Below are 24,230 nucleotides of genomic sequence, written 5' to 3'. Positions count from 1 at the left end.
AAGAACTTTTTGGATTTTTTGAGAATAAAAAATTATATTTGCTTGATACTCCCCACGACCCTAACTTCGACATTTATGCAAACAGATACGCACGTTCTTTTCCATTGGGTTCAATTTATAAGTAAAAATATCGTAAAAAATGCCTTACTTTTACTGCTGCTATTTTCAAGTTTGTCAAATTTAAAATCTCAAATTTTAAACGATAATTTTACAGATGGCAACTACACCGCCCTCCCTACTTGGAGCGGCGGCAATACCGTAACGACGGGCGACGGTTTTACCGTCAATGCTGGCTTTCAACTGCAAACCAACCTGCCCAATGGTGGCGCAGGCACGCGCATTGCCTACCTAAGCACCCCGACAGCCTTCAATCTCAACGCAGATAATTGGGAATGGCTGCTCGAAACTGAACTACTTTTTACACAAATTCCAAACGCAACCAACAACTCGCGCTTGTATTTAGTTTCTGATAATGCAAACTTAAATGGAGCTTTAAATGGCTATTTTTTAGAACTAAGAGAGGTACTCACTTTTTATAGACAAGATGGAACTACGCTCACGCCTTTTCCTTTGAGTTCGGCTACTAATTTTGGAACAGCTCCTTTTTTGGTTGAAATTAGGGTCATTCGCACATTGGCTGGGGTCTGGAAAATTTATGCCAACGGCGTTTTGCAAGGTAGCGTTACGGAAAATACTTACACAAATAGTAGTTTTTTTGGGGTTAATTATCGTTATTCTGCCAACGCAAGAAGAAATGATTTTATACTTGATTTTGTTACGATTCAGCCTTATATCGACAATACGCCTCCTACGCTTTTGAACGTGCAGGGAGCTTCGCCCAATCAAATTGTACTGACTTTTGATGAAGATATTGAACCTAATTCTATACAAGTTTCAGATTTTTCTGTGAATTTGGGACTGGGGACACCCCTAACAGCAACGTTGGAAGTGGGAAGCACTGATAAAATTAGGCTTACATTTGCAAATAATTTTACGACGGCTACAAACTATACTATTACGGTTCAGAATGTAAATGACATTTTTGGTAATACAATTCTTACTACAAATCAAAATTTTAGTTTTAATGACAATTTGCCTCCTATCATAAGCGAACTAACAGTTACCTCGCCTTCGAGTTTAGATGTACTTTTTTCGGAAAATGTAGAACTACTTTCGGCACAAAATGTAGGAAATTATACCAAAAATTTGGGTGTCCCTAATCCCGTTTCAGCGGTTCGAGATGCTGCCAATCAGCGTTTGGTGCATCTGGTTTTTTCCGATAATTTTGCAGCCAATATTACCCACACTTTGACGGTCAATAATGTAGCCGACCAAAATACAAATGCGATAACGATTCCCGTAAATGCAAATTTTGTTTATGATACCCAACGCCCTGATGTCTGTGTTTCTGGTTGTGTGATACCACTTTCTAATAACCAAATTTTAGTACAATTTTCCGAACCTGTGGAGCTTATCTCTGCCCAAATTGTCAATCATTATGAATGGCTGGGCTTTGGTTTTCCTACTTCGGCGATACGAAATCCCAACAATTTTTCCCAAGTAACGCTCTCATTTTCAGGGACTTTCGTACCGCAAACGCCTTACGAATTGCGCATCAGAAACGTAACAGACTTTTTGGGCAATGTCATGACAACGCGCACACGTGCCTTTGTTTATGACCCATTGCCGCCTTCGGTATTGAATCTAACTATTTTAAATAACAATACGTTAGAATTACAATTTTCTGAACTATTAACACAGGCTACGGCTGAAAATATTGCCAATTATACCCTCAATAACGCCATTGGAAACCCCACTACGGCGACGCTTTTGCCGTTTGATGCAACACGTGTGCGGCTCTTTTTTGCAGGGGGCTTGGCTGATGTTGGCAACTACATTCTAACAGTAGAAAATGTAACAGATTTAACTAATAATCCGCTCTCGCCTGCCCAAAACCTACCTTTTTCTACCCAAATCCCAAGCATTGCCAAGGCAGAGCCGCTGGCAAATAACCTATTAAGGGTTACTTTTTCAGAACCGATTACCAACGCAACGGCTCAAAATGCAGCAAATTACAATGTTAGTGGAATAGGGATTGCGATAAATGCAGTACAAGTAAGCCCTGCCGTTGTAGAACTTACTTTTAGTAACAATTTTGCTATTGGTACAAGTTACAGCCTAACGGTGCAAAATATTCAAGATTTATTTTCAAATACTTTAATAAGCCAAACTAAAAATTTTGTCTATCAACCGCGTATTGTGTCGGTTACGCCTATCACGCCTACTCTAATAGATGTACTTTTTAACTATCCTCCTGTTCCTATTTCGGTTCAGAATGCGGCTCTATATGAAATTGACAATGCCATTGGCACTGCGCTTGCGGCAAATCTTGATGCGAACAACAACCAACTTGTGCATGTGGCGTTGGGGGCTGCGCTTGCACCGAACACAAATTACACCTTAGATGCGGGCTATTTTGATTTACAAAATGAAGAAATTGCGCCGCGTTCCACACACACTTTCAACCTCGACAACGCGCCGCCTACGGTTACACAGGTGCGGGTACTTTCTGATAATAGTTTAGAAATTACTTTTTCAGAAGGTGTAGAAAATACAACGGCTTTGGCTTTCAATCACTATCAGGTAGCAGGCTTTGGCTTGCCTACTGCCACTACTTTTTTAGCAAGCAATAGGATAAGAGTAGTTTTTAATCAAAATTTTGGTTTCGGAATTACTTATAGTATTACCATTTCTAACGTGCGCGATTTGGAAGGCAATCCGATGGTAGCACAGACAATAGCTTTTAGCCGTCCGCCCGTACCACCTGCCAACTCGCTCATTATCACAGAGTTAATGGCTGACGAAGTGCCACAAGTTGGGCTTCCTGCCACTGAATATCTCGAAATTTATAACGCCTCTAATACCGCTCAAAACCTTTTTGGGGTGCAGGTTGGTACAAGTTCGCTTTCTACCATTCAAGCCGATTTTGTTTTACAACCTAATCAATATGTTGTACTTTGCCCTCAAACTGCCCTCGATAGTTTTGCCGTTTATGGCAATGCCATCGCACTTTCGCCTTGGCGTGCCTTGACTAATACCAGCGGAACAGTTCGCATAGTAGGGGCTGATAATAGTTTGATTTCACAACTAAATTATTCCGATTCTTGGTATCAAGATGCGACAAAAGAAAATGGCGGCTGGTCTTTGGAAATGATAGACCTCACGCCTCCTTGTTATACACGCGAAAATTGGCGTGCCTCTCTCGACCCTTTGGGTGGAACGCCTGCCACACAAAATTCCGTTTTTGGCGACAACCCCGATAATATTGCGCCCCAACTATCGGAATTGGTTATTATCCCAAATGATACCCTGCTTCTTACCTTTTCTGAAAGCATAGATAGTTTGCTTTTGGTCAATACGGCTTTTTATAGTCTAAATAATGGACTTTCTGTAAGTCAAATTTTTTATCTTTCGCCTACACAGGTGCGCCTCAAACTCAATGCGACTCTTAACTCCGACTTAGTTTATACACTGACTATCAATAACTTAGCCGACTGTGCAGGCAACGCGCAGCCGATTGTACGCGAATTTGGGATAGGTGCAACTCCGCAGTTATACGATATTATTATCACTGAAATTATGGCGGACGAAGACCCCCAAGTAGAGCTTCCGAGAGCAGAATATTTGGAAATTTTGAACAAAAGTTCAAATCCTATCAATTTAGCTACAATTCGCCTCTTTGATGCTACCTCATCTGTTATTTTACCAAACTATCTTATCTTACCAAATCAATACCTAACCCTAACAGCCACAAGCCGCGTAGATAGCTTTTTGGTACAAAACATCAATGCAATAGGCGTATCTAACTTTCCTTCTCTTAATAATTCGGGTGAGTTATTGCGCCTTATGCGAACTAATGATAGTGCTTTGGTTTTTAAAGTGGATTACAAGTCTTCGTGGTATCAAGATGCGACAAAGGCAAATGGCGGTTGGTCGTTAGAGATGATTGATATAAATAACCTTTGTGGCGAAGCCCAAAATTGGCGTGCCTCGATTGACGCGCGAGGTGGCACGCCTTCGCAAGTCAATTCCGTAGCGGCTTCTAATCCCGACACAGAAGCTCCGCTTTTGGTTGAATTTTCCTTTGAAACAGAGGTAAGATTACGCCTTGTTTTCAACGAAAATGTGGATAGCTTGGCTTTCATGACACTTTCAAATTATAGCTTTAATCCAAATTTGAATATTAGCGGATTAGAATATCAAAATCCGAAAGAAATTGTATTGCTATTGGGCGCAGCACCGAATAGCAGTACAATTTATACCCTGACTATCAATAACTTAGTAGATTGTGCAGGAAATAGTTTGTCCCAAACGCTGCAAGTAGGGCGAGGACGAAGCCCCCAACGCTATGAAATTTTGATAACGGAACTTATGGCAAGGGAAACGCCGCCTGTGGGCTTGCCAGCAGTTAAATACATTGAAATTCACAACGTTACGGACGATTTACTTTCGCTTGATGGCGTTACGATACGCGATAATAGCAGTGTGGGCAGGTTGCCGAATCGAGTTTTGTTGCCAAATAGTTACATTATTCTAACTACTACTACGCGCGTGGATAGCTTTGCAGTGCGTGGCATAGAAGCGGTAGGTGTACCGAGCCTTCCTACGCTTACTTTTTCGGGCAAAACGATTGCGCTTTACAATTCACAAAATGCTCTTATTCAAGAAGTTAGCTATTCAGACACTTGGTATAGAGATGCAAATAAGGCGAATGGCGGTTGGTCTTTGGAAATGATAGACTTGAACAATGTCTGTGAGGGAGCGCAAAATTGGCGTGCTTCACAAGACCCTTTGGGCGGAACGCCTGCACGTGCTAATTCGGTGGCTGCACCCAATCCCGATACAACGCTACCTTTTGCAGAGCGTTTTGTGTTGGTTTCGGATACTGAACTTGATGTAATATTTTCCGAAAAAATAGACAGTTTGAGTTTGGTAAATTCCGCTCACTATCAGATTCAAACAGGTATTAGTATTAACCAATTAGTTTGGATAAATAACAATACGGTGCGCCTACGATTTTCGCCTGCTTTGGCAGAAAACATACTTTATAGGCTTGTGATAAGCGCGGAAATTGCGGATTGTGCAGGTAATAGGGCGGCTTCGGAAAAGGTCTTCGAGTTTGGAAAAGGGGTAGTGCCTGCTGCCTACGAACTTTTGATAACTGAAATTATGGCAGACCCTACGCCTACTGTGGGGCTTCCTGCGCGTGAGTATCTCGAAATTTACAATCCTACGGATAAAATTCTTGCTTTGGGGCAGGTGATGATAGTAGATGGGAGCAATACTACACTACTTCCTGACGAAATTTTGATGCCCAACGAATACTTAACCATTTGTGCCACTTCTTCGGCTGCCGAATTGCGCGATTTTGGGCGCGTTTTAGGGGTGAGCCGTTTTCCTTCTCTGACCATTGCAGGCAAGTTATTAAAACTACAAACTATCTCTGGTGCTTATTTGTATGAAGTTTTTTATTCTGATACTTGGTATGGCGATGTGGCGAAAGAAGAGGGGGGCTGGTCTTTGGAAATGATAGACCCTACTAATTTTTGTGGGGAAGCTCAAAATTGGCGTGCTTCAATAGACCCTTCGGGCGGTACGCCTTCGCGCCAAAATTCGGTCTTTGCGCCTAATCCTGATACAGAAGCTCCTCAAATACAGTCGCTTACGCTTAGTGAAGATAGAAATGCGCTGCTGATTGTGTTCAATGAAAAAGTAGATTCGCTCTCTGCCCTTAATCCTGCCCATTATAGCATAGACAACAACCTAAGCGTTTTGCAGATAGAATGGCTTTCTGCCAAATCGGTACGCCTATTTTTAAGTCCAGCGGCGGCAGCAGAAGTGTTATATACCCTAACTATACAAAATATACGCGATTGTGCCGAAAATACACAAATGCAGAGCCTTGTTTTTGGCGCAGGTGCAAGTCCTTCTTTTGGGGAACTCTTGATTACAGAAATTCTACCTGACCCCTCGCCTGTGGTAAGTTTGCCTGAAAGTGAATACATAGAACTTTACAATCCTACAAATAAAATTATTTCTTTGAATGGTGTTAGTCTTTTTGATGGAAATAATAAAATTGTATTGCCTCCTTTGGTTTTGTTGCCACAGGAATATTTGCTACTTGTACCCAACTCTGTTCGCAATCAGTTCCTATCTTATGGAAAAGTGGCAGGGCTTACTACTTGGCTTTCGCTGACCAATTCGGGCAAACTATTGCGCCTTTCAAATGCAGCCGAAGCGTTAGTATTTGAAGTTACCTATTCTGATGCTTGGTATGGAGATGCGGAAAAAAAGGAAGGCGGTTGGTCTTTGGAAATGATAGACCCCTCGCAGTTCTGCATAGAGCGCGAAAACTGGACGGCTTCGCGTGATGCAAGAGGTGGTACGCCTGCTCAAAGAAATTCGGTGTATGCCCTTTCGGGTGATAGGATTCAGCCCAAACTTTTGCGTGCAGAAGCGATTGATAATCAAAAGATTAGACTCATTTTTGACGAAAAATTAGATAGTCTACAAATTGCTTTTGCACAAATAGAAATCGCGCCTTTGATGCCTATTTCGGCGCAGTATGTAGAAAATGGAAACTGGAAAAATTTAATCATAGAACTATCTGCCCCCCTTCAAACGCGCACACGTTATGAGGTTCGGTTGCAAAATCTTACCGACTGTGCAGGCAATTTGGTGAGCGATTTGGCAAACTCCGCCTTTGTGGTTTTGCCCGAAGCGGCAGAAATTGGCGATTTGCTCATCAATGAAATTCTATTTAATCCGCCCACTTTTGGTGTTGATTTTGTAGAAATTTACAACCATAGCGATAAGTTTATAGATTTGAAGGGCTATAAAATCGCCAACACAAATTTAGATGGAAATGCGACAAATCCGAGTTCGCTCAATACCATTCGCAATCTTAGCAGCGAAACGCTTATTTTAGCTCCGCAGGCTTATATTGCCCTTACTTCGGATTCTTTACAACTTTTAAATCAATACCCGAATGGAAATAGGGCAGGTTTTTGGCAAATGTCCTCGCTTCCGTCTTATTCCGACGAAGAAGGCGAAGTTGTTTTATTAGATTTTCAAGACAAGGAGTTAGATAGATTTCGCTACCATGAAGATTTCCATTTTGATTTAATACGCGACCAAAATGGCGTTTCTTTGGAGCGCATAGATTTTGAAGCTCCCACCAATGACCCCAATAATTGGCACTCTGCGGCTTCTACCGTAGGTTTTGGAACGCCAGCCTACCGCAATTCGCAGGCAAAAGAGCTTGAAAATCAAGGTATTTCACAAGATTGCTTTCGGGTAGAAGGGGAGGTCATTACCCCTGATGCTGATGGGGTGAATGATTTTGCTCAAATTTTTTACGATTGCAATGTGCAGGGTCAGATGGTAAATATTTCGATTTATGATGCCATGGGGCGCAAGGTTCGCGATTTGGTACAAAACCAATTAGCTGCCACCAGCGGTTTTATCACTTGGGACGGCACTGATAATCGAAGCCAAAAAGTGCGCGTTGGTTATTATCTTTTATTGATAGAATTGTACGATTTGAACGGTTCGGTGCAATATCTGAAAAAGAAAATTGCAGTGGCGGCAAAATTTTAGACCCAAAAAATCAGACCCAAATTTTAGACCCAAAAAATCAGACCCAAATTTTAGACCCAAAAAATCAGACCCAAATTTTAGAAAAATAAAATTAAAAAAGCAGAAAAGAAAAGCAAAAAAAAGTCAACTATTCAAAATATTTCCTTAGCAGTGTTTCGGCAGCAAGCATGGGAGGCGTTTTGCCAGCCCTTACCTGTTCCTCCACAATTTCGAGGCTATTTCTGATGCTTTCATTTTGATAAAAGTGGCGTTGTAGTTCCTCATTGATGGTAGCTTTAAACCATTGTAGGTTCTGATTCTGACGGTTGATGTGCCAAAATCCATTGTTTTGTGTAAGGGTCTGATAATTTTGGATATGCTGCCAAATGCTTTCGAGGTTGCTTTTTTCTAATGCCGAACAGGTGAGTGCCTCTGGAATCCAACTGCCTTGATGGGGGGGGAAAAGATGCAGGGCGCGTGCATAATCGGCACGTGCTTGCTCGGCGCGAAGTTGGTTTTCGCCATCGGCTTTGTTGATAACGACCAAATCTGCCATTTCCATAATGCCGCGTTTGATACCTTGCAATTCGTCGCCTGCGCCTGCCAACATAAGCAGCAGGAAAAAATCGGACATCTCTTTTACTGCCGTTTCCGACTGCCCCACGCCTACGGTTTCTATCAAGATGACCTCGAAGCCTGCCGCTTCGCAAAGTAAAAGCGTTTCGCGTGTCTTGTTGCTCACGCCGCCCAAAGAATCGCCTGCCGCCGAAGGGCGAATGTAGGCGTTGGGGTTTTGCGACAAGACCTGCATGCGCGTTTTATCGCCTAAAATGCTGCCGCCCGACCGCTGACTGCTGGGGTCTATTGCCAAAACCGCCACTTTTTTCTGTACCTTTTCTATCAAAAAACTCCCAAAACTTTCTATAAAGGTACTTTTTCCTACCCCCGGTACGCCTGTAATACCGACACGCAACGATTTGCCCGTATGGGGTAGCAGGGCTTGTAATATCTCTTTTGCTAAGAGTCTATCAGAAGTCAAGCGGCTTTCTACCAGCGTAATGGCACGACTTAGAATCGAAATATCAAAGGCTAAAATGCCTTCTATGTATTCTGTGGCGGTGAGGCGTTTTCTCATTGGGTTTAAAATCCTATGCAAAGGATAGGAAAAAGTGGTTTAGGTCTTTATTTTTAAAATTAGTCTTCTTCTATGCGTTTGATGTTTGCCCCCAAAGCGTTCAGACGCGCATCGATGCGTTCATAACCCCTATCAATTTGTTCGGCATTGCGGATAATGCTTTTTCCTTCCGCAGAAAGGGCAGCCATCAGAAGGGCTACGCCTGCCCGAATATCTGGCGAGGTCATTTGAATACCACGCAAGGCATGTCGCCTATCCAAGCCAATGACGGTGGCGCGATGGGGGTCGCATAGGATAATTTGCGCTCCCATGTCGATGAGTTTATCTACAAAGAAAAGGCGGCTTTCAAACATTTTTTGGTGTATCAAAACTGTACCCTTTGCCTGTGTCGCGACTACTAAGGCTATCGAAATCAAGTCGGGGGTGAAATTAGGCCAGGGCGCATCATAAATGGTCATGACCGAGTTATCGATAAAGGTTTCGATTTGATAGTGTGGCTGTGCAGGAACAAAAATGTCATCACCTTGAATTTGGGTCTGAATCCCCAACTTTTTAAAGACATCGACAATCATACCCAAGTGCGGCACACCTGCATTTTTTATCGTGAGTTCGGAAGCCGTAAGAGCTGCCATGCCAATAAAACTGCCTACTTCAATCATATCAGGAAGCATCGTATGGGTAGTGCCGCCCAGATATTCTACGCCCTCAATTTCCAAAAGGTTAGAACCTACGCCGCGAATGTTTGCTCCCATGCGATTGAGCATGCGGCAGAGTTGTTGTAAATAGGGTTCGCAAGCGGCATTGTAGAGTGTCGTTTTCCCTTTTGCCAAAACTGCCGCCATTAGCACATTGGCTGTGCCTGTAACAGAGGGTTCGTCTAAAAGGATATGCGTGCCTGTGAGTTCTTGCGCTTCTATTTGGTAGAATTGCGTGTCGGCGTGATAGGTAAACTTTGCCCCTAATTTTTCTAAGCCGCGAAAGTGTGTATCGAGCCTGCGTCTGCCGATTTTATCGCCGCCGGGTTGGGGTAGGCAGGCTTTTCCGAAACGCCCCAAAAGCGCACCAATAATCATGACCGAACCGCGCAAGGCACTGCCCTGTTTTTTGAAACTACTTTCTGAAAGGTAGTCTAAATTGATGTCTTTGGCTTCGAAGCGGTAACTATTGGGCGCAAGTTTTTCTACCAAGACCCCAAAACTTTGTAACAATTCTATGAGCTTTCGCACATCTAAAATGTCGGGAACGGCATGCACCGTTATCGGTTCGGGCGTGAGCAATACGGCGCACAAGATTTGTAGGGCTTCATTTTTTGCCCCCTGTGGCGTGATGCTGCCACTAAGTTTGGCGTTTCCTGTTACTTCAAAAGTGGTTTTCACAAAAGATAAGAGGTATAAAGTAGGGAAAAGTTGTTTTTATGATTTTGAGTACCATGTTGAGATTTTTAAGCCTCTTTTTAAGCCTTGTCGCCCTTCAAAAAAGGTATCAAAACTTCCAAAAAGGCTTGCGGGGCTTCGGCGTGAATCCAATGTCCTGCCTGCTCGATGGTCTTGATTTGCGCCTGTGGGAAAATTTCCTCGATAAGGGGGTAGTCGCGCTCCTGAATGTATTTGGATTTGCCGCCGCGCATAAAGAGGGTAGGTTGCTGCGCTCCTGTGTTCCTACCTACGCCTTCCGAAATGGCTTCTATGTAGGCAGTCAGGACGGGCAAATTGATGCGCCAAACGAAGCCTTCCTTGTTTCTATCTAAGTTTTTGAGCAAAAATTGGCGGGTATCGGCTTCCTCTACAAAGGCTGTCAAGATGTTTTCTGCCTCTTGGCGCGTTTCTATTTTTTTCAAATCTATCGCCGCCAGACCTTCCAAAATCCTATCGTGATGCACCGCATAGCCGCGCACAGAAATATCGACGACGACTAATTTTTGATAGGCTTGCGGATAAAAGGCGGCAAATTGAATCGCCACTTTGCCCCCCATAGAGTGTCCGACGATATAGGGATTTTCTATTTGATGCGCCTCTATAAAGTCCATCAGGTCGTGCGCCATGTCGTCATAGGTATGAGAGGGTGCGTGTGGTGAGCGTCCGTGATTGCGCAAGTCGAGGATAAAAACGCGAAAACCAGCCTCCGCTATTTTTTTGGCTAAGGTCTGCCAATTATCCAAAGAGCCAAAAAGCCCATGCAGAATCAGAACAGAGGGCGCGTCCTTTTCGCCAAAGACTTTGTAATTGAGGTCGAGTCGAGTCATGTATGAAAATAGAGTTTAAGGCTTATTCTTTTTTTCTTTTCCGAAGCCCCAACACAAGGGTCAGGAGCAGGAGCGAACCCAGCACGCCATGCACGACATAGCCTTCCCACTTAAAGCCTTCGCGCTCGCGAATTTGGCGGTCTGCGTCATGGATTTTGTCGTAAAAAGCACCTAAGTCGCTTGAAGCTATCGCCTTATTTTTGAGGCTCTCGCCTGTGATATTGAGCATCTTATTGGCGCGAAGGGTATCATAGACCTGCTTTTCGGGATTGAAGAAGACCCACTCAAAGTAGTCGCCTAACTGAAAAGTGCCTGCTTCTTGTGGTATGATATAATAATTAAATTCTTTACGCCCTACAATATTATTGCCTACCCTGCGCACCGATTGGGAAATATTGGGGTCATAAAATTCGAAGTAGGCTTGCGGCTTTACCGTTGGCTTGCTTACGGTTGCGATATTGCCTTCGCCTTCTATAATAAACTGATATTCAACACTTTCTCCTGTTTGGGCAGAGGTCTTGGAAATGTTCTCACGCAAGAAATAATTGCCTACCGCCACTTGTTCGCGCAAAGGGTGTGCAGGTAGGGGCTTGACTTTTACCTTTTTGGGCTGACTGGTGTAGGTCTTAAAATCTTCCTGCATCTTGATTCGCCCTCCCCAAGAGGCTTGATTGGCGACCTTGTATTTCATCATCTTGAAGTCTATGCTCGGAATTTCTATCGTTTCGGTATTGATAGGAAAGAAAGACGATTTGAGCAACTTATACTGACGGTAGCCTTTTCCATTGATTTCTACGGGTTCGGGTATGATTTGCGTGATTTGGAAGCTCTCTTCTAAGCAGCTTTTGGGAGTAATTTTTTGCTTGATTTGTTCTATTTGCTCGTTGAGTTCAAAAAATTGTAGGGGCGCGACGCTATTATTTGCCACATAAAAAGCAATGGTCATGACAAAGCCCTCGCCTACATACACTTCTTCTTTGTTGGTGGTGATGGCAAAAAAAGCATCATCTTTGACATCGAGGTACTCTATTTCTTCGGGTTCTTCTAAGCCAAAAAAAGCAGCAAAGGGGTCATAACCCTTGTTGGGAGCTTGCTTGGCAGGAGCTACGACATCAATGGTTGCCCCTGCAAAACGCACCTCCTCACCATTGACCGTTAGGGTAAAGGGTTTGAGAAAATAAGTGCCTACACGTGGCGCACGGTAGAGTTGTGTAAGGGTATTGCGCTGACTCACCTGCCCATTGATGATGTTCATAGAGGTAGAGCTGCTTGTGCCAGCTTTGTCTAAGCCGCCAATTTCAGGGAAATCGCTGCAACTTTTTATCTTTTCCCCATTTACTGTAACATTCAATTCCAAGTTCTCGTTTAAAGCAATGCGCGACTTTGTAACATTTACACTGATTTGCGCTGAAAGCCCTCCTATGCAAGAGAACCCTAAGCAAAGTAGCCAAAATCCTAACCTCCTGCTTTTTCCCAAAATAGAGAAAGGCAACACAAGGAAAAGGCTGCTAACAGTGCGGAAGCAAAAGGCTAAGGTCGTCATTTTCAACGCTATTTTTTTGAAGGCTTGTCTCATTTTTCTTTGTGATTCAATTTTTTTTACCTATATTGCGATTAGGCAAAGATACGAAAAAGTCGGTTCTCTGACATCTGTACCTTTTCCTAATATTTCATAAAAAACCAATACACACACTAAACAAAGATTGCTATGCTCGAGTACCAAATGATGATTTTAGAGAAGGTAAGTTTTGATAAACACCTCTTTGAAAAAGAACTACGCAAGAGTCTTAGCTTGCTCAATACCAACGATTTGCTCGAACTGCGCAAATGGGCTTCTGCTCGTTTTGAAAGGCAGTACCCCGAAATTTTGAGGAAGATTTTTATGCACCCGCTTCAGGTTTCCCGTCTGGAGGCGTAACCTGTGCAAAGGTATCAATAAAATCGAGATTGCGCTTCAAACCCGACCACTTCGTCCTTTTGAGGGCAGAACCCACAAACAGACGCTCGAAACTTTCTTCATGCCAAGCCTGCCATTCCTTGCGTGCCTGCACAGAAAGTGCCTGCACCCCTTCCGAAGGCAGAAAATCGGGTTCTTGATGCGGCTTACTGCGACGATTCCATGGACACACATCTTGGCAAATATCACAGCCGAATACCCAATTTTGAAACAATCCCCCCATATCGGCGGGGATTTCTTTTTTTAGCTCGATGGTGAAATAAGAGATACAACGGCTACCATCTACTACATAAGGCTCTACGATTGCCTCTGTTGGGCAGGCATCAATACAAAGGGTACAATTTCCACAATAATCGCGAATCGGACTATCATATTGAAAGGACAAATCGCAAATAATTTCGGCTAAGAAGAAAAAACTACCCTCTTTTTTGGCAATCAGGTTGCTATGCTTGCCCTGCCACCCAATACCTGCTTTTTTTGCCCAAATTTTATCCATGACGGGGGCAGAATCTACGAAGGCACGTCCTACAAAGTCGCCGAAACGCGCTTGTAGTGCCTGCATCAGGCTATTGAGCTTTTTTTTCACTACCTTATGATAATCCTTTCCGTAGGCGTACTTCGAAACGCGATAGGGCGATTGGGCATCAAAAAGTTCTTTTTCGGGGAAATAGTTGTAGGAAAGCGAAATGACCGTTTTTGCCCCTTCCACTAAAAGGCGTGGGTCTAAACGCTTCTCAAAATGATTTTCCATCCACTGCATTTCGCCCTGTTTTTGTTGGGCAAGCCACTTTTCTAAGCGTGGAGCTTCTTCTTCCAAAAAATCGGCTTGGGCAATGCCACAATGCAGGAAGCCCAATTCGCGTGCCTTTTCTTTGAGCCAATCGCTATCTGCTTGAAGTTTAATGGGGTTTGCCATTTAAAACATAAATTGAAGTAATAAATTAAAACACAAATGGAAGGCAGCTATTTCCAATTATTATTTTGCTTGCAGACTTCTTCGAGCGAGCCTTTGTAGGCTGTTAGCACCTCTTTGGGGTCTTTTGCCTCTATGAAATCTACCAAAATTTCGTCTGCTGCCTTATTGATGTATTTCCAACCTTGCTTGCAGATTTTTTGTAGCACCTTGTTCACGCCTTTTTTCTGACGAATTGTAAAAAGTAAGGTAAAATAAACTTCTTCTACCTCTATGTAAAGTCGAACCTGCTGCCCATAAGTGCCGTCAGGCAAGACGCTGGCTTGCAGGTAGGTAAAGCGGTTTGGTAGATGCTGCAACTCCATAAAATAGGCAAGACGCTGCTCCTGCGTGGCGAGGGCTTTGAGCGTGGCTTGGGTTTCGGTCAGATGGGCAAGTTTTGACATGGCTTGTGTCGTAATTTTTGGTTAAGATAAGATTAAAAACAAAGCGAATGAAATGTATTTAAAGTGCATTTCAGAAATTTGTCTAAAAATATTTCCTATTAAATACTTCCGAACCAATAAGGGCGCGTTTGGCATCATCTAAATTGCTAAAAATGCGCGTGTTGTGGCTCTTGTTTTTAGGCAAAGCATATTCTTTGAAACGCCTGCTTTTCTTGTTTTTGTTTAAATTTTTCACCACTTTTTTCAATACCTTTTCCTGACTGCCATCTTTATTGAGATTTTTAGGGATAGACTTGCTATTGTATTGATGTGGGTCGTTCATCTTTTCAATCGCAAACTGTTTGCGCAAAGGCAATTCTTTTCTATCTTCTACAATGGGTTTGGGGCGTTCAAAGGGTTTGAGCCATTCTCGTAATTTCACTTCGAGCTTCACAGGCTCTACTTCTTCCTCTTCGGGTAGGAGGTCGAAATCCTCTTGGGGGGCGAAATTGCGCATAGGGGCAGCCCTTTCCGTCGGTTGAGTGCGCTCGATGGCAGGACGCGGCAGGGCAATATTGCGCTCTGGCTTTTCTTCTAAGGCTTTGAATCTGCGATAAATTTGGATAATAAAGACAACGAAAATAACCAAAAAAGTAGTTAGAATCAGAAAAGGCAACATAAAAGAGCGGTTTTGAATCGGAAAATAAAGAAAGGTAGCGGCTGCCAAGCAAAATCAACCTAAAAATAGGCATTTCTGCTAAATCCTACAAACTTTGTGTGCAAAAAATACAGCGCGTCTTTTGATAATTTCCTAAAAAAATAAAAATACGGCTCCAATAGCAGCGGAAAGAGAAGTCAAAATAGGGGTAGGTGCAACATTTTTCGTCTTTTTTGCATCATGACAAGCAAAGCCTTGCCAAACTTCGACAAAGGCATTTGCAGGATAGGATTTTTTGTTTAAATTTGGTTTTCCAACCTATTGCCCCTCCTTATTTTTACCCTTCTACCAATAACACACCGCTGCATGAGGCGTTTTGAAAAGTTTTCTTGGGTGCAATTTTCGCCCTTCAAAACGAAATTTTTATCTAATCTTTTCACTCAAAAAGAGGACAACCGTTTTTTTACAACAACCGTAAAACGCTTGCCCCTTCTTTTTGCCTGCGTCCTTTTCTTTTTGGGGTCTGATTTGCAGGCACAAAAACAGAATCAGGCACAGAAAAGTTTGGATAGCCTGATGCGTATGGCGCGATACGAAAATAGCGAAGGGCAGCTTGTTGGGGCTTTGCGCGGCTATTTACAGGCTTTGCAGATGGCAAATAAAAGTCAAAATAAAGAACTTATTTTTGACCTTTACTATGAAATTGGCTTGGTTTATCAAAAGGGTAGATTGCACGAAAAAGCCATCGAGTATTTTACCAAAGCCCAAGAATATCTCCCCCGAAAAGAAGGCTCACAACAGGAAATTAGCCTAACACTTAATTTGGGGCAATCCCTTTTCCTGCAAAAGGACTATGAACGCGCTATCGCTGCCTACCAGCATGTTTTGGGTTTTCTGCCCGCCCAAGAAAAACCATACGCGCGTATCCAGACCCTGACTCAACTTATCAATTCCTATCAGGCGCAGGGCATTTATGAAAAAACACTGCCCTACAACGAAGAAATTTTAAACATCAATCGAAACTTGGGCGATTCGGTAGCCGTTTCAGTGTCTTTAAATAATTTGGGATATACACACAAATTTTTAGGCAATAATCAAGTCGCTTTGAATTATTTTTTGGAATGTGCCAAATTAGAAAGAAAACTTAAAAAAGGCGACGACCTGATTACGCTTACTAATATTGCAATTATCTACCAAAACCTGAACAATCAGGAAATGGCACTTAAATATGCCTCTGATGCCATGCGCATTGCAGAAAAAGGCAATCAGCAAATCGAATTGGCGCGTATCTACGACCTTTTGGCGGCGATTTATTTTCAGGTGGGCGATTTTTACAATGCCCGTCTTTACAACGAAATGGCGCAAAGTTTGGCTAAGGCACGCAAGCAAGACCTTATTTTGCAGAATACCTACCTGACGGCTTCGGAAATAGAGCAGGAAGCCGATAATTACGAAAAAGCCTTAGATTATTACAAATCTTATCTGACCCTGCGCGATTCGCTTCTTTTGCAGGAGCGTTTGAAGCAACAAGAACTTTTGCAGCAGCAATTTTTGATAGAGCGCACCGAAAAAGAGATGAGTTTGCTTTTAGTAGACCAAGAATTGAAAGATGCCGCTTTGCGCGAACAAGCACTGACCTTAGAGGCTCGCAATCAGGAATTGGCGCGTTTGCAGAGTGAGCAGAACCTACAAAAGGCTACCCTTGCCCAAGAGCGGCTTGAACAAGAACGCAACAAACAGGCACTTTTGATAGCCAATCAGCAGTTGCAGGCAGAAAAATCGGCGCGAGAGCTTGCCGACCTACAAAAGCAGAAAGAATTACAAGCCTTAGAATTAGCCAAAAGTAATTTAGAAAAACAGGCTAAAGATAAGGAAATTCAGATGATAGAATCGCAGAAAAAATTGGCAGAAGAAAATAGCCTACTTCAAACCGAAAAACTCAAAGAGCAGGAGGAGCGAAATTTTGTCGTGCGCGTCTTGCTTGCTTTGGCTCTTTTAGTGGTGATTTTGGTGGTATTGGGGCTTTTTTGGGTGCAAAGGAAAAACAAAGAGTTAGCCTATCAGAAGGAGCAAATTTTGTATAAAAACGTAGAATTGGAGCAGCAAACCGAAGAAATCCAAAGTCAGCGCGACTCTATTTCTAAAAAGAATGAAGAACTCAATGAACTTTATACCAAAGTAACTGATAGTATTAACTATGCAGAGCGGATTCAACGCTCAATTTTACTTCCCGAAAGCCAAATTATACAGCACTTCCATTCGGCTTTTATCTTTTTTCTGCCGCGCGATGTCGTTTCGGGCGATTTTTATTGGTTTGCCGAAGTACAAAAACAAAATATCAACTACAAAATCATTGCGGCGGTAGATTGCACAGGACATGGCGTACCCGGTGCGTTTATGTCTTTGATTGGCAATGATTTGCTCAATGAAATTGTCAATGTCCGCAAAATTACCGAAGCTGGCGAAATTCTGAACCGTTTAGATGCAGGTGTTAAATCTACGCTCAAACAGGAATACACTGCCAACCGCGATGGCATGGACTTAGCCCTTTGTGTGATAGAAAAAATAGTAGAAGAGGCTACCGAAACCGATTCAAAAACAAAAGAAAAATCCAAACCTATATTGCATTATGCAGGAGCAAAAAATCCGCTTTTTTATGTAAAAGAGGGCGCGTTGCACCAAATTAAGGCAGATAAAATGCCTATCGGTGGCGAAACGCAAATTTATGGCGACACCAATTTTACGACACATAGCTTAGAAATAGAAGGGGACGAAATTTTTTATATCTTTTCAGACGGTTATCAAGACCAATTCGGCGGGCAGGCAGGCAAAAAATTTATGGTCAAAAACTTTAAAGAGTTGCTCCTCGAAGTTTCCACTAAGCCTTTCTCTGCTCAAAAAGAGGAATTGGGCAAGCGTCTAAAAGAGTGGCAAGGAAAGAAACACGAACAAGTAGATGATATATTGGTTATCGGTTTTCGGGTAGGATAGTTTTGTTCTGATTTTTATAGGGCTTTGTTGGGGCTGTAGCGTTAAAAGTGCCACAATTAAATTCGTCGTGGGTTTTTCTCGGCTAACTGTCTAAATTCAATCCTATTTTTTACAAACTAATTATACATACTATTGCAAATTTATCCAGTTTGATATAATGTAAAACGAATCTATGTTAGATAAATTATTTATAAAATTTGAATCACATAAGCTATAATCATCTATACTAAAAAGACTGATACCTAAAAATGAGGTTCGTGTTGGTTTATTAGAGTCCAAAATTTTCAATTCATTCAAATTCGCATAATAGTATCTAAATCTAACTTTTTTAGATTTATTAGTTACCTTTAAATGTTTTTTATGAAAAAATAAGTTGTGTATTTTGCAAAATTTATTGTCTTTTTTAAATACTACAAATTGACAATTAGAAAATTCATAATTTGTTGGATATTTTGGTATTTTATTTGTAAAATTTTTACAAATATTATTATATATATATTTAAAGTTATTATTTTCGTCTTCTATAATTATGATTGGATAAAGTATATTTTTTAATATGATACTATCTAAATTTATATTGTCTTCAAACGTGTATTTAATATAATCTTCTGGATAAGCAAAGTAGTCTATATTCTCACTGTTTACTAAAGAGCTAGAGTAATGAGCAGATAAAGTTCGCAAGTCAAAAAAAATAGTATCCTCTATATCAGAGCTTAGATTACTTTTTATATGAAATATGTTTCTTTTATTATTGATTAAATTTAGTTCCCATTTTATATTATTTTGAGAGTATGCCGCATAGGTTGGCAGTAAAATAAAAATAAGCATGTATAATATATTTTTTTTCATTTTTTTGTGTTAAATAGTATATTGTTTTGTAATATTTTACTAAGGTTGCTTCGAGTGCATTTTTCTCAAGCGTTTCTAAGTTATCTAAACTATCGTAGAAACGCAAATGTAGGCTGCCTTTTAGTGTGATTTTATCTGAAATAGAGTCATTTTTGGGCGCATTTTTGCCTTTGGGGACTTTTATTGCTTCGGAAAAAGGTTATAGATACAAAAAAAACAAGCCTCCTCGATACGAGAAGGCTTGTTTGGTATTGGTTTATTGCTCCTTTTTCCAAAATATGTTGTATCTGATTTGAAACAAATCGACAAACATACTCACTACACAGCTTGCGAGAGGTTGCGCCTTTGGTGGTGCGCAGAACGCTAAAAGTGGGACTCTTGTCCGCTCTCTATGATACAAAGCTATTGAAAAAAGGAATCGGCATTTTTTGTTTTTTATGAAAAAGGCATTTGAGTTTGTGAAACCGCCTTTTGGCACAACGAAAGTTTTGAAAAAGCACAGAAATAGGCTTTATTGTATCACGCCCAACTCTTTTCCTACTTTTGTAAAGGCGGCGACGGCTTTTTCCAGATGGTGCTGCTCGTGTCCTGCCGAAATTTGTACCCTGATTCGCGCTCTGCCTTTGGGTACGACAGGATAGAAGAAACCGATAACATAGATGCCCTCTTCGAGGAGGCGGTCGGCAAACTGTTGTGCTAAGGGTGCTTCATAGAGCATAACAGGCACAATGGGGTGTTCGGCTTTTAGAATATCAAAACCTGCGGCAGTCATTTCTTTTCGAAAATACTTTGTATTTTGTTCTAATTTATCGCGCAAATCTGTACTTTCTTCTAAAAGGTCTAATACGGCAATAGAAGCACCAACGATAGCAGGGGCAAGGGTATTAGAGAAAAGATAAGGGCGTGAGCGTTGGCGCAAAATTTCTACAACTTCTTTTTTAGCAGCCGTAAAGCCACCCGAAGCCCCACCTAATGCCTTTCCGAAAGTGCCTGTAATGATGTCAATTTTGCCCATTACGTTGTGGTGTTGGTGCGTTCCTCTGCCTGTTTTTCCCATAAAACCAGAGGCATGACATTCGTCCATCATCACTAAGGCGTTGTATTTTTCGGCTAAGGCGGTAATTTTGTCTAATTGTGCAATCGTGCCGTCCATAGAAAATACGCCGTCAGTAACGATAACACGCTGTTTGGCACTTTGTGCGGCTTGGAGTTGGGCTTCCAAATCTGCCATATCGTTGTGTTTGTATCGGAAACGCTTGGCTTTACAAAGTCTGATGCCATCGATGATAGAGGCGTGGTTGAGTTCGTCGGAGATGATAGCGTCGTCTTCGCCAAAGAGAGGCTCAAAGAGTCCGCCGTTGGCATCGAAGGCGGCGGCGTAGAGAATGGCATCTTCCATACCCAAAAAGCGGGCGATACGGCTTTCGAGTTCTTTGTGAATATCCTGTGTGCCGCAGATAAAGCGCACGGAGGAAAGTCCGAATCCGTGTGTATCGAGGGCGCGGTGGGCGGCTTCGATGACTTTGGGGTGTGAGGAAAGCCCCAAATAGTTGTTTGCACAAAAATTGATAACTTCTTTGCCGTCGGTGGTCTTGATGTCGGCGGCTTGTGGGGTTGTGATGATGCGTTCTTTTTTGTAGAGTCCTGCTTGTTTGAGGTCTTCTATTTCTTGGGTTAGGAAAGGCTGTAAGGTATCCATAGGAAAGGTTTGGGCAAAGTGAGCAAATGATTTCTCTGGCTCAAAAATATTGAAAAAAAGCGATTTTGCCAAATGCCTCTTTTTTTTGCGCCCTTTGCGGCTAAAAAAGAAAAGCCTTTGTGCGGACAAAGACTTTTGATTTTGAATAGGCTTTTTTAAAAAGCCTCATATTTTCTAAACCTTTTGTGGCGGAAGATGCGTTGCGTCTTGATGCTGCCATCGGGTTGTACTTCATCTATCGACTGCCTTTCGGTGGTGGCATAAAGGGGGATTCTGCCATTTTTGAGGCAGTAGCTCACCAGCAGGGTTGTCATGCCGAAATCGCCTTGGATAAGTAGGTAGTCGCCTACTTGGGTGTGGTTTCGGATATGCGCCAAAAGCGGCTCGGCATAGGCTTGCAAACTTTCCAAATCGGGCGGGACATTGCTAAAAAGCACCTGCAAGTCGGCAGGCAGCGTTTCTATCTGCCCCACGCCCAAGCTATTTCGTGCGTCCGAAACCTGCTCGACAGTAAGGGCATGGGAAAAAAGGAGGTGGAGGGTCATGGGTTAGTTTTTAAAGCCCACGGTTAAAACCGTAGGCTAAGTTTTACTAAGTTTCTTTGGAGATAAATATAAAATAATCAAACTTTCCTTTTGCGTTCATCCTGCATTTAACCTTGACTTTATCTCCTACTTTTATGTCTGAAGGAGCTTTGTCAATTTTTCTATAATCCATTTTTTTAGGCAGCACAGCTAGTGGTACTCCTCCTGAAAGTTGTTCAACCCTTACAGTTAGTTCAGCTCCTTCTTGGGGTTCAAAGTTGTCTGATGTTGGCTCTTTTGGTCTTTCTTTTTCGATTTTTTCTACTTTTTGATAACCATAGCCAACGGCTGTCTTTGCGCCAATTCCTTTTTCGTTTAAAGCCTTTTCGAGCCAACTGCGAGTAGTGGTCACAAACTCTTTATTCGCTTCTTTTTTGACTCCAAAATACATTCTAAATACAGTTTTTTCAACGGTCAGAAAAGGAATTGGAGTGGGACTATAATAGTCAGCAGGTGGTTTTTTCCCTTCATTATCAGAATAATAAGGTTGATAATGTGGAGTCATGATGTCTAATTTGAGTTTCGGAGCGGTTAGAGGAAAAGCATCAAAGAAAATGATATTTCCTTCAAATTCACTACTTTCCCCTTTATGTTTCAAAATAGATTTGAAAGTCTTATCGCCAACTTTTAAGTCTTTGGGGCAGCCAAATGTCCTACAAAAAACCTCGTCTTCTTGAATGGCATAACCCTCCATTTCCTGTTTTTTATCATAGTAGTTATCCAAAAGATACCAACTTCTCACTACTCCTTTGATGGAAGTAGCGGGAATGTAAGGAATACCGTAGATATGATGCAGGGTGATACTCGTTTCATAGACTGAAGCACCTCCCAAACCAACGACAAAACGCCAATCGGGTTCAAAGTCTATAAAACCATATTTTTCACCGCAAAGGGATTTAACGGCACTTACTTGTTTCTTTTCGAGAGCAGCGAAATCAACACCTTGGAATGGGAAATTATCCAATTCCTTTTTGATTATTACACCGTTATTATCTTTTGTAAAAAATCTGTCACTGAGTTTTTTCAAATTCGCACCTTGCTGAATTGTCCAATTCTTGTGATTATCTCTATGTGGCTTATTCAAAGCCAAAGCGAAATTGATTGCCATGTTTTTATGGGGTTAGGATTGTTCAGTAGCTTTTTCATCATCGACAAATCGGCGTAACCAAGTGAAAAGGGCAAGGGTTTCCATAGTAATGAGCCTTATTTTCTCATCTTCAAGATTTATCAAAACGGGTAAAAAATTTCCTTTGCTTATCCCGTTCAGAGCAGGTAATTTCATTGTATTTTCCGATGAATTACAATGCCACTTCCAAATGGTTTCAAAGACTCCTTTGTCTTTTTCCGCTAAAAAAGCCATTGCATAGACAAAACCATTGGTTTGAACGTAAGCGGGCAACTTTTTCACCATTGCATCATAGTTTGAACTTAATTTGCTTGTTCTATGGTCAAAAGCAAACTTTGCCCTTTGTTGTTCAATGTTGAGTCTTGGGTTTTCCATAGTGTTTTAAAATTTGGTTTTTACAATTCCTTTACCAAGTGTAGAGTTTCCGCCTATTTGCATGAAAGAGTTGTTGACTTTTGAAGCAAAGTATTTCTGCACTTTTTGCTCTTCGCTTTCTTTTTCATCTTTTACAAAAGAACCTTTCCTTTCATCGTTGGCAGTGAAGATAGAATTGGCAAAGATGAGTGAATACAAGATGCTTTCGGCAGGCAGATACTCTTCCGTAAAAAGTGCGCCTTTGGCTACCGTGCCTTTGGCATTGTCTATCTTGTTTCGGGTGATGACTTCGGTATAGAGTTTTACAAAGTCGGAAAATACATTGTCGGGCAGAATCACAATTCTCTCATCGATATGAATTTCCAAGTGTTCGGATAAAGCGGCGGCTAATGCCTTTGTATTTTCATTTTCTGTGACCTCAAAGGCATATTCCTCTAAAATAACTTGAAGTTCATCTACACCGTTGTTAGTGCAAAGGTGGTTCTTATCAGCTACTGTATTTTCAATTCCTACCAACTTAAGGGCATCATGTAAGGCGTTGATGTTTGTATCTTGCCTTCCACAAATTTTCAAATCATTTTTAAATCTTGTCAAAACCTGCGGACAGGTTACATAAGCAAAAATGCCTTTGAAAGATTTTACAGGAAAGAATAGCAAACGAGCATCTGAAAAAGCTAAAGCACCAGAAAAATCACGGTCTTTGCTGTCCTTAAATTTGCTTTCTACATTGGGTGGAAGACTGTCTTTGTCGAAGCCAAAAGCTAACTGAATATCATACCAGTCGTTATCATTGGTAGCCTTTCCCTCAAAGTGTTCGCGAATAGCTCCCTTTAAAGAAGAGGCTTCGATTTTGGGAAAACCTGTATGGCTTTCACGTTGAATGGGCAAATCTACTAAGCCCAAATCTGAACCAGAGCCTACGTGCATCGGGCTTTGGCAATGTAAGAATAACGGTTTTGCGAGTTTGTACATATATTTATGATTTTGTTTCGTTTCTGTAATTTCCTACGATTAAAATCGTGTTGTCTTTTTTTCCCACGACTGAAGTCGTGGGTTTTGTTGTTCCGTTGTTTGGTTTTCCATCGGTTCGTTTGTGGTTGGATATAGCCCACGAATTTATTCGTGGGGCTGACGTATCCGCAGCCAACCAAACGGTTTTAACCGTTTGTATCTCCCTCAAAAATGAATCCGTGCAGCTCCACAAAACGCTTGTATTCTTCTTGAAAGGTTAGTTTTTGATGGTGCATCTCTTGATTTTTGATGTAGTCTTTCACCTTATCAATAACAGACTCGCTTACTGAAAATGCTCCGTAGCCCACTTGCCAAGCAAATTTTTCAGGAGTCAAGTCTTGTTGATTGATTCGATACGAACTTCCGCCTTTGACTTGTTTCATCACTTCAGCAATGTTTTTGTTTCGGTTTAACAAGAATAGAATGTGTACATGGTCAGGCATACTGTTGATAGCCATTAATGAACAACCTAAGCCCTTCAACTCGTCTATGATGATTTGATGGACTGTTTTTTTGATTTCGGGTACAATCAGGTTTTGCCTATACTTTGTGCCGAAAACCGCATGTACCCATATTTTGACGTAAGAATGTGCCATAACTCTCTGTTTTTGAAACCGTGAAAACGGT

General features: G+C 41.8%; 17 protein-coding genes. 3 read left to right on the top strand and 14 right to left on the bottom strand.

What is annotated here, in order from left to right; genetic code table 11:
- Positions 1 to 75: 75 nt before the first annotated feature.
- Positions 76 to 7,659: a lamin tail domain-containing protein gene (locus G500_RS0117035; RefSeq protein ID WP_027003436.1), complete on the top strand. Its 7,584-nt coding sequence runs from the start codon at positions 76 to 78 to the stop codon at positions 7,657 to 7,659.
- Positions 7,660 to 7,786: 127 nt separating this feature from the next.
- Here G500_RS0117035 and meaB read toward each other — a convergent pair whose 3' ends face one another.
- From meaB to G500_RS0117010, 4 genes are all read right to left on the bottom strand, one after another.
- Positions 7,787 to 8,773, bottom strand: a complete 987-nt coding sequence (meaB, locus tag G500_RS0117025; protein WP_027003435.1) for a methylmalonyl Co-A mutase-associated GTPase MeaB — start codon at positions 8,771 to 8,773, stop codon at positions 7,787 to 7,789.
- A gap of 59 nt (positions 8,774 to 8,832) precedes the next feature.
- Entirely contained in the window at positions 8,833 to 10,149 is a 1,317-nt protein-coding gene (gene murA, locus G500_RS0117020) for a UDP-N-acetylglucosamine 1-carboxyvinyltransferase (RefSeq protein WP_027003434.1), read from the bottom strand.
- Between the two features lie 77 nt (positions 10,150 to 10,226).
- Entirely contained in the window at positions 10,227 to 11,015 is a 789-nt protein-coding gene (locus tag G500_RS0117015) for an alpha/beta fold hydrolase (protein ID WP_027003433.1), read from the bottom strand.
- 22 nt (positions 11,016 to 11,037) lie between these two features.
- Entirely contained in the window at positions 11,038 to 12,558 is a 1,521-nt protein-coding gene (locus G500_RS0117010; protein ID WP_161626152.1) for a BatD family protein, read from the bottom strand.
- 165 nt (positions 12,559 to 12,723) lie between these two features.
- Between G500_RS0117010 and G500_RS0117005 the strand changes: the two genes are divergently transcribed.
- Complete coding sequence (locus tag G500_RS0117005) at positions 12,724 to 12,933, top strand: hypothetical protein (protein WP_035757871.1); 210 nt, start codon at positions 12,724 to 12,726, stop codon at positions 12,931 to 12,933.
- Here G500_RS0117005 and queG read toward each other — a convergent pair.
- The 3 genes from queG to G500_RS0116990 all read right to left on the bottom strand — a co-directional run bounded on the left by queG (position 12,896) and on the right by G500_RS0116990 (position 14,989).
- Entirely contained in the window at positions 12,896 to 13,888 is a 993-nt protein-coding gene (gene queG / locus G500_RS23945) for a tRNA epoxyqueuosine(34) reductase QueG (protein WP_051203781.1), read from the bottom strand. The genes G500_RS0117005 and queG overlap by 38 nt on opposite strands.
- Positions 13,889 to 13,935: 47 nt before the next feature.
- Positions 13,936 to 14,331 (bottom strand): hypothetical protein, encoded by a 396-nt coding sequence (locus G500_RS0116995; protein ID WP_027003430.1) that lies wholly within the window; start codon positions 14,329 to 14,331, stop codon positions 13,936 to 13,938.
- Between the two features lie 82 nt (positions 14,332 to 14,413).
- Positions 14,414 to 14,989, bottom strand: a complete 576-nt coding sequence (locus G500_RS0116990) for a hypothetical protein (RefSeq protein ID WP_027003429.1) — start codon at positions 14,987 to 14,989, stop codon at positions 14,414 to 14,416.
- A gap of 345 nt (positions 14,990 to 15,334) precedes the next feature.
- Here G500_RS0116990 and G500_RS0116980 point away from each other — a divergent pair, with 345 nt between their 5' ends.
- Positions 15,335 to 17,959, top strand: coding sequence for a tetratricopeptide repeat protein (locus G500_RS0116980; RefSeq protein WP_027003428.1), 2,625 nt, complete (start codon positions 15,335 to 15,337; stop codon positions 17,957 to 17,959).
- Between the two features lie 129 nt (positions 17,960 to 18,088).
- On the opposite strand, the gene G500_RS0116975 is transcribed toward G500_RS0116980, so the two are convergent.
- The 7 genes from G500_RS0116975 to tnpA all read right to left on the bottom strand — a co-directional run bounded on the left by G500_RS0116975 (position 18,089) and on the right by tnpA (position 24,199).
- Positions 18,089 to 18,808: a hypothetical protein gene (locus G500_RS0116975; RefSeq protein ID WP_027003427.1), complete on the bottom strand. Its 720-nt coding sequence runs from the start codon at positions 18,806 to 18,808 to the stop codon at positions 18,089 to 18,091.
- Positions 18,809 to 19,319: 511 nt separating this feature from the next.
- A complete protein-coding gene (gene kbl / locus G500_RS0116970; RefSeq protein WP_027003426.1) occupies positions 19,320 to 20,507 on the bottom strand; it encodes a glycine C-acetyltransferase in 1,188 nt (395 codons plus the stop codon).
- A gap of 155 nt (positions 20,508 to 20,662) precedes the next feature.
- Positions 20,663 to 21,052, bottom strand: coding sequence for a CRISPR-associated protein Csx20 (gene csx20 / locus G500_RS0116960; RefSeq protein WP_027003425.1), 390 nt, complete (start codon positions 21,050 to 21,052; stop codon positions 20,663 to 20,665).
- Positions 21,053 to 21,098: 46 nt separating this feature from the next.
- Positions 21,099 to 22,199: a type III-B CRISPR module RAMP protein Cmr6 gene (cmr6, locus tag G500_RS0116955; protein ID WP_027003424.1), complete on the bottom strand. Its 1,101-nt coding sequence runs from the start codon at positions 22,197 to 22,199 to the stop codon at positions 21,099 to 21,101.
- A gap of 12 nt (positions 22,200 to 22,211) precedes the next feature.
- Entirely contained in the window at positions 22,212 to 22,592 is a 381-nt protein-coding gene (locus G500_RS0116950) for a type III-B CRISPR module-associated protein Cmr5 (protein ID WP_027003423.1), read from the bottom strand.
- A gap of 6 nt (positions 22,593 to 22,598) precedes the next feature.
- Positions 22,599 to 23,564, bottom strand: a complete 966-nt coding sequence (gene cmr4, locus G500_RS0116945; RefSeq protein WP_027003422.1) for a type III-B CRISPR module RAMP protein Cmr4 — start codon at positions 23,562 to 23,564, stop codon at positions 22,599 to 22,601.
- Between the two features lie 185 nt (positions 23,565 to 23,749).
- Positions 23,750 to 24,199: an IS200/IS605 family transposase gene (tnpA, locus tag G500_RS0116940; protein ID WP_027003421.1), complete on the bottom strand. Its 450-nt coding sequence runs from the start codon at positions 24,197 to 24,199 to the stop codon at positions 23,750 to 23,752.
- Positions 24,200 to 24,230 lie beyond the last annotated feature (31 nt).

The sequence above is a fragment of the Hugenholtzia roseola DSM 9546 genome, from assembly GCF_000422585.1.
Lineage (GTDB): Bacteria > Bacteroidota > Bacteroidia > Cytophagales > Bernardetiaceae > Hugenholtzia > Hugenholtzia roseola.
This window is presented reverse-complemented; position numbering and strand designations above follow the sequence as displayed.

Coding starts and splice junctions, on each gene's coding strand:
- G500_RS0116950 (WP_027003423.1), bottom strand. CDS start 22,592: ATGGAAAACCCAAGACTCAACATTGAACAACAAAGGGCAAAGTTTGCT.
- queG (WP_051203781.1), bottom strand. CDS start 13,888: ATGGCAAACCCCATTAAACTTCAAGCAGATAGCGATTGGCTCAAAGAA.
- cmr4 (WP_027003422.1), bottom strand. CDS start 23,564: ATGTACAAACTCGCAAAACCGTTATTCTTACATTGCCAAAGCCCGATG.
- G500_RS0117010 (WP_161626152.1), bottom strand. CDS start 12,558: ATGACGACCTTAGCCTTTTGCTTCCGCACTGTTAGCAGCCTTTTCCTT.
- G500_RS0116995 (WP_027003430.1), bottom strand. CDS start 14,331: ATGTCAAAACTTGCCCATCTGACCGAAACCCAAGCCACGCTCAAAGCC.
- csx20 (WP_027003425.1), bottom strand. CDS start 21,052: ATGACCCTCCACCTCCTTTTTTCCCATGCCCTTACTGTCGAGCAGGTT.
- G500_RS0117005 (WP_035757871.1), top strand. CDS start 12,724: ATGCTCGAGTACCAAATGATGATTTTAGAGAAGGTAAGTTTTGATAAA.
- G500_RS0116980 (WP_027003428.1), top strand. CDS start 15,335: ATGAGGCGTTTTGAAAAGTTTTCTTGGGTGCAATTTTCGCCCTTCAAA.
- G500_RS0116975 (WP_027003427.1), bottom strand. CDS start 18,808: ATGAAAAAAAATATATTATACATGCTTATTTTTATTTTACTGCCAACC.
- cmr6 (WP_027003424.1), bottom strand. CDS start 22,199: ATGGCAATCAATTTCGCTTTGGCTTTGAATAAGCCACATAGAGATAAT.
- tnpA (WP_027003421.1), bottom strand. CDS start 24,199: ATGGCACATTCTTACGTCAAAATATGGGTACATGCGGTTTTCGGCACA.
- G500_RS0117015 (WP_027003433.1), bottom strand. CDS start 11,015: ATGACTCGACTCGACCTCAATTACAAAGTCTTTGGCGAAAAGGACGCG.
- kbl (WP_027003426.1), bottom strand. CDS start 20,507: ATGGATACCTTACAGCCTTTCCTAACCCAAGAAATAGAAGACCTCAAA.
- meaB (WP_027003435.1), bottom strand. CDS start 8,773: ATGAGAAAACGCCTCACCGCCACAGAATACATAGAAGGCATTTTAGCC.
- G500_RS0117035 (WP_027003436.1), top strand. CDS start 76: ATGCAAACAGATACGCACGTTCTTTTCCATTGGGTTCAATTTATAAGT.
- G500_RS0116990 (WP_027003429.1), bottom strand. CDS start 14,989: ATGTTGCCTTTTCTGATTCTAACTACTTTTTTGGTTATTTTCGTTGTC.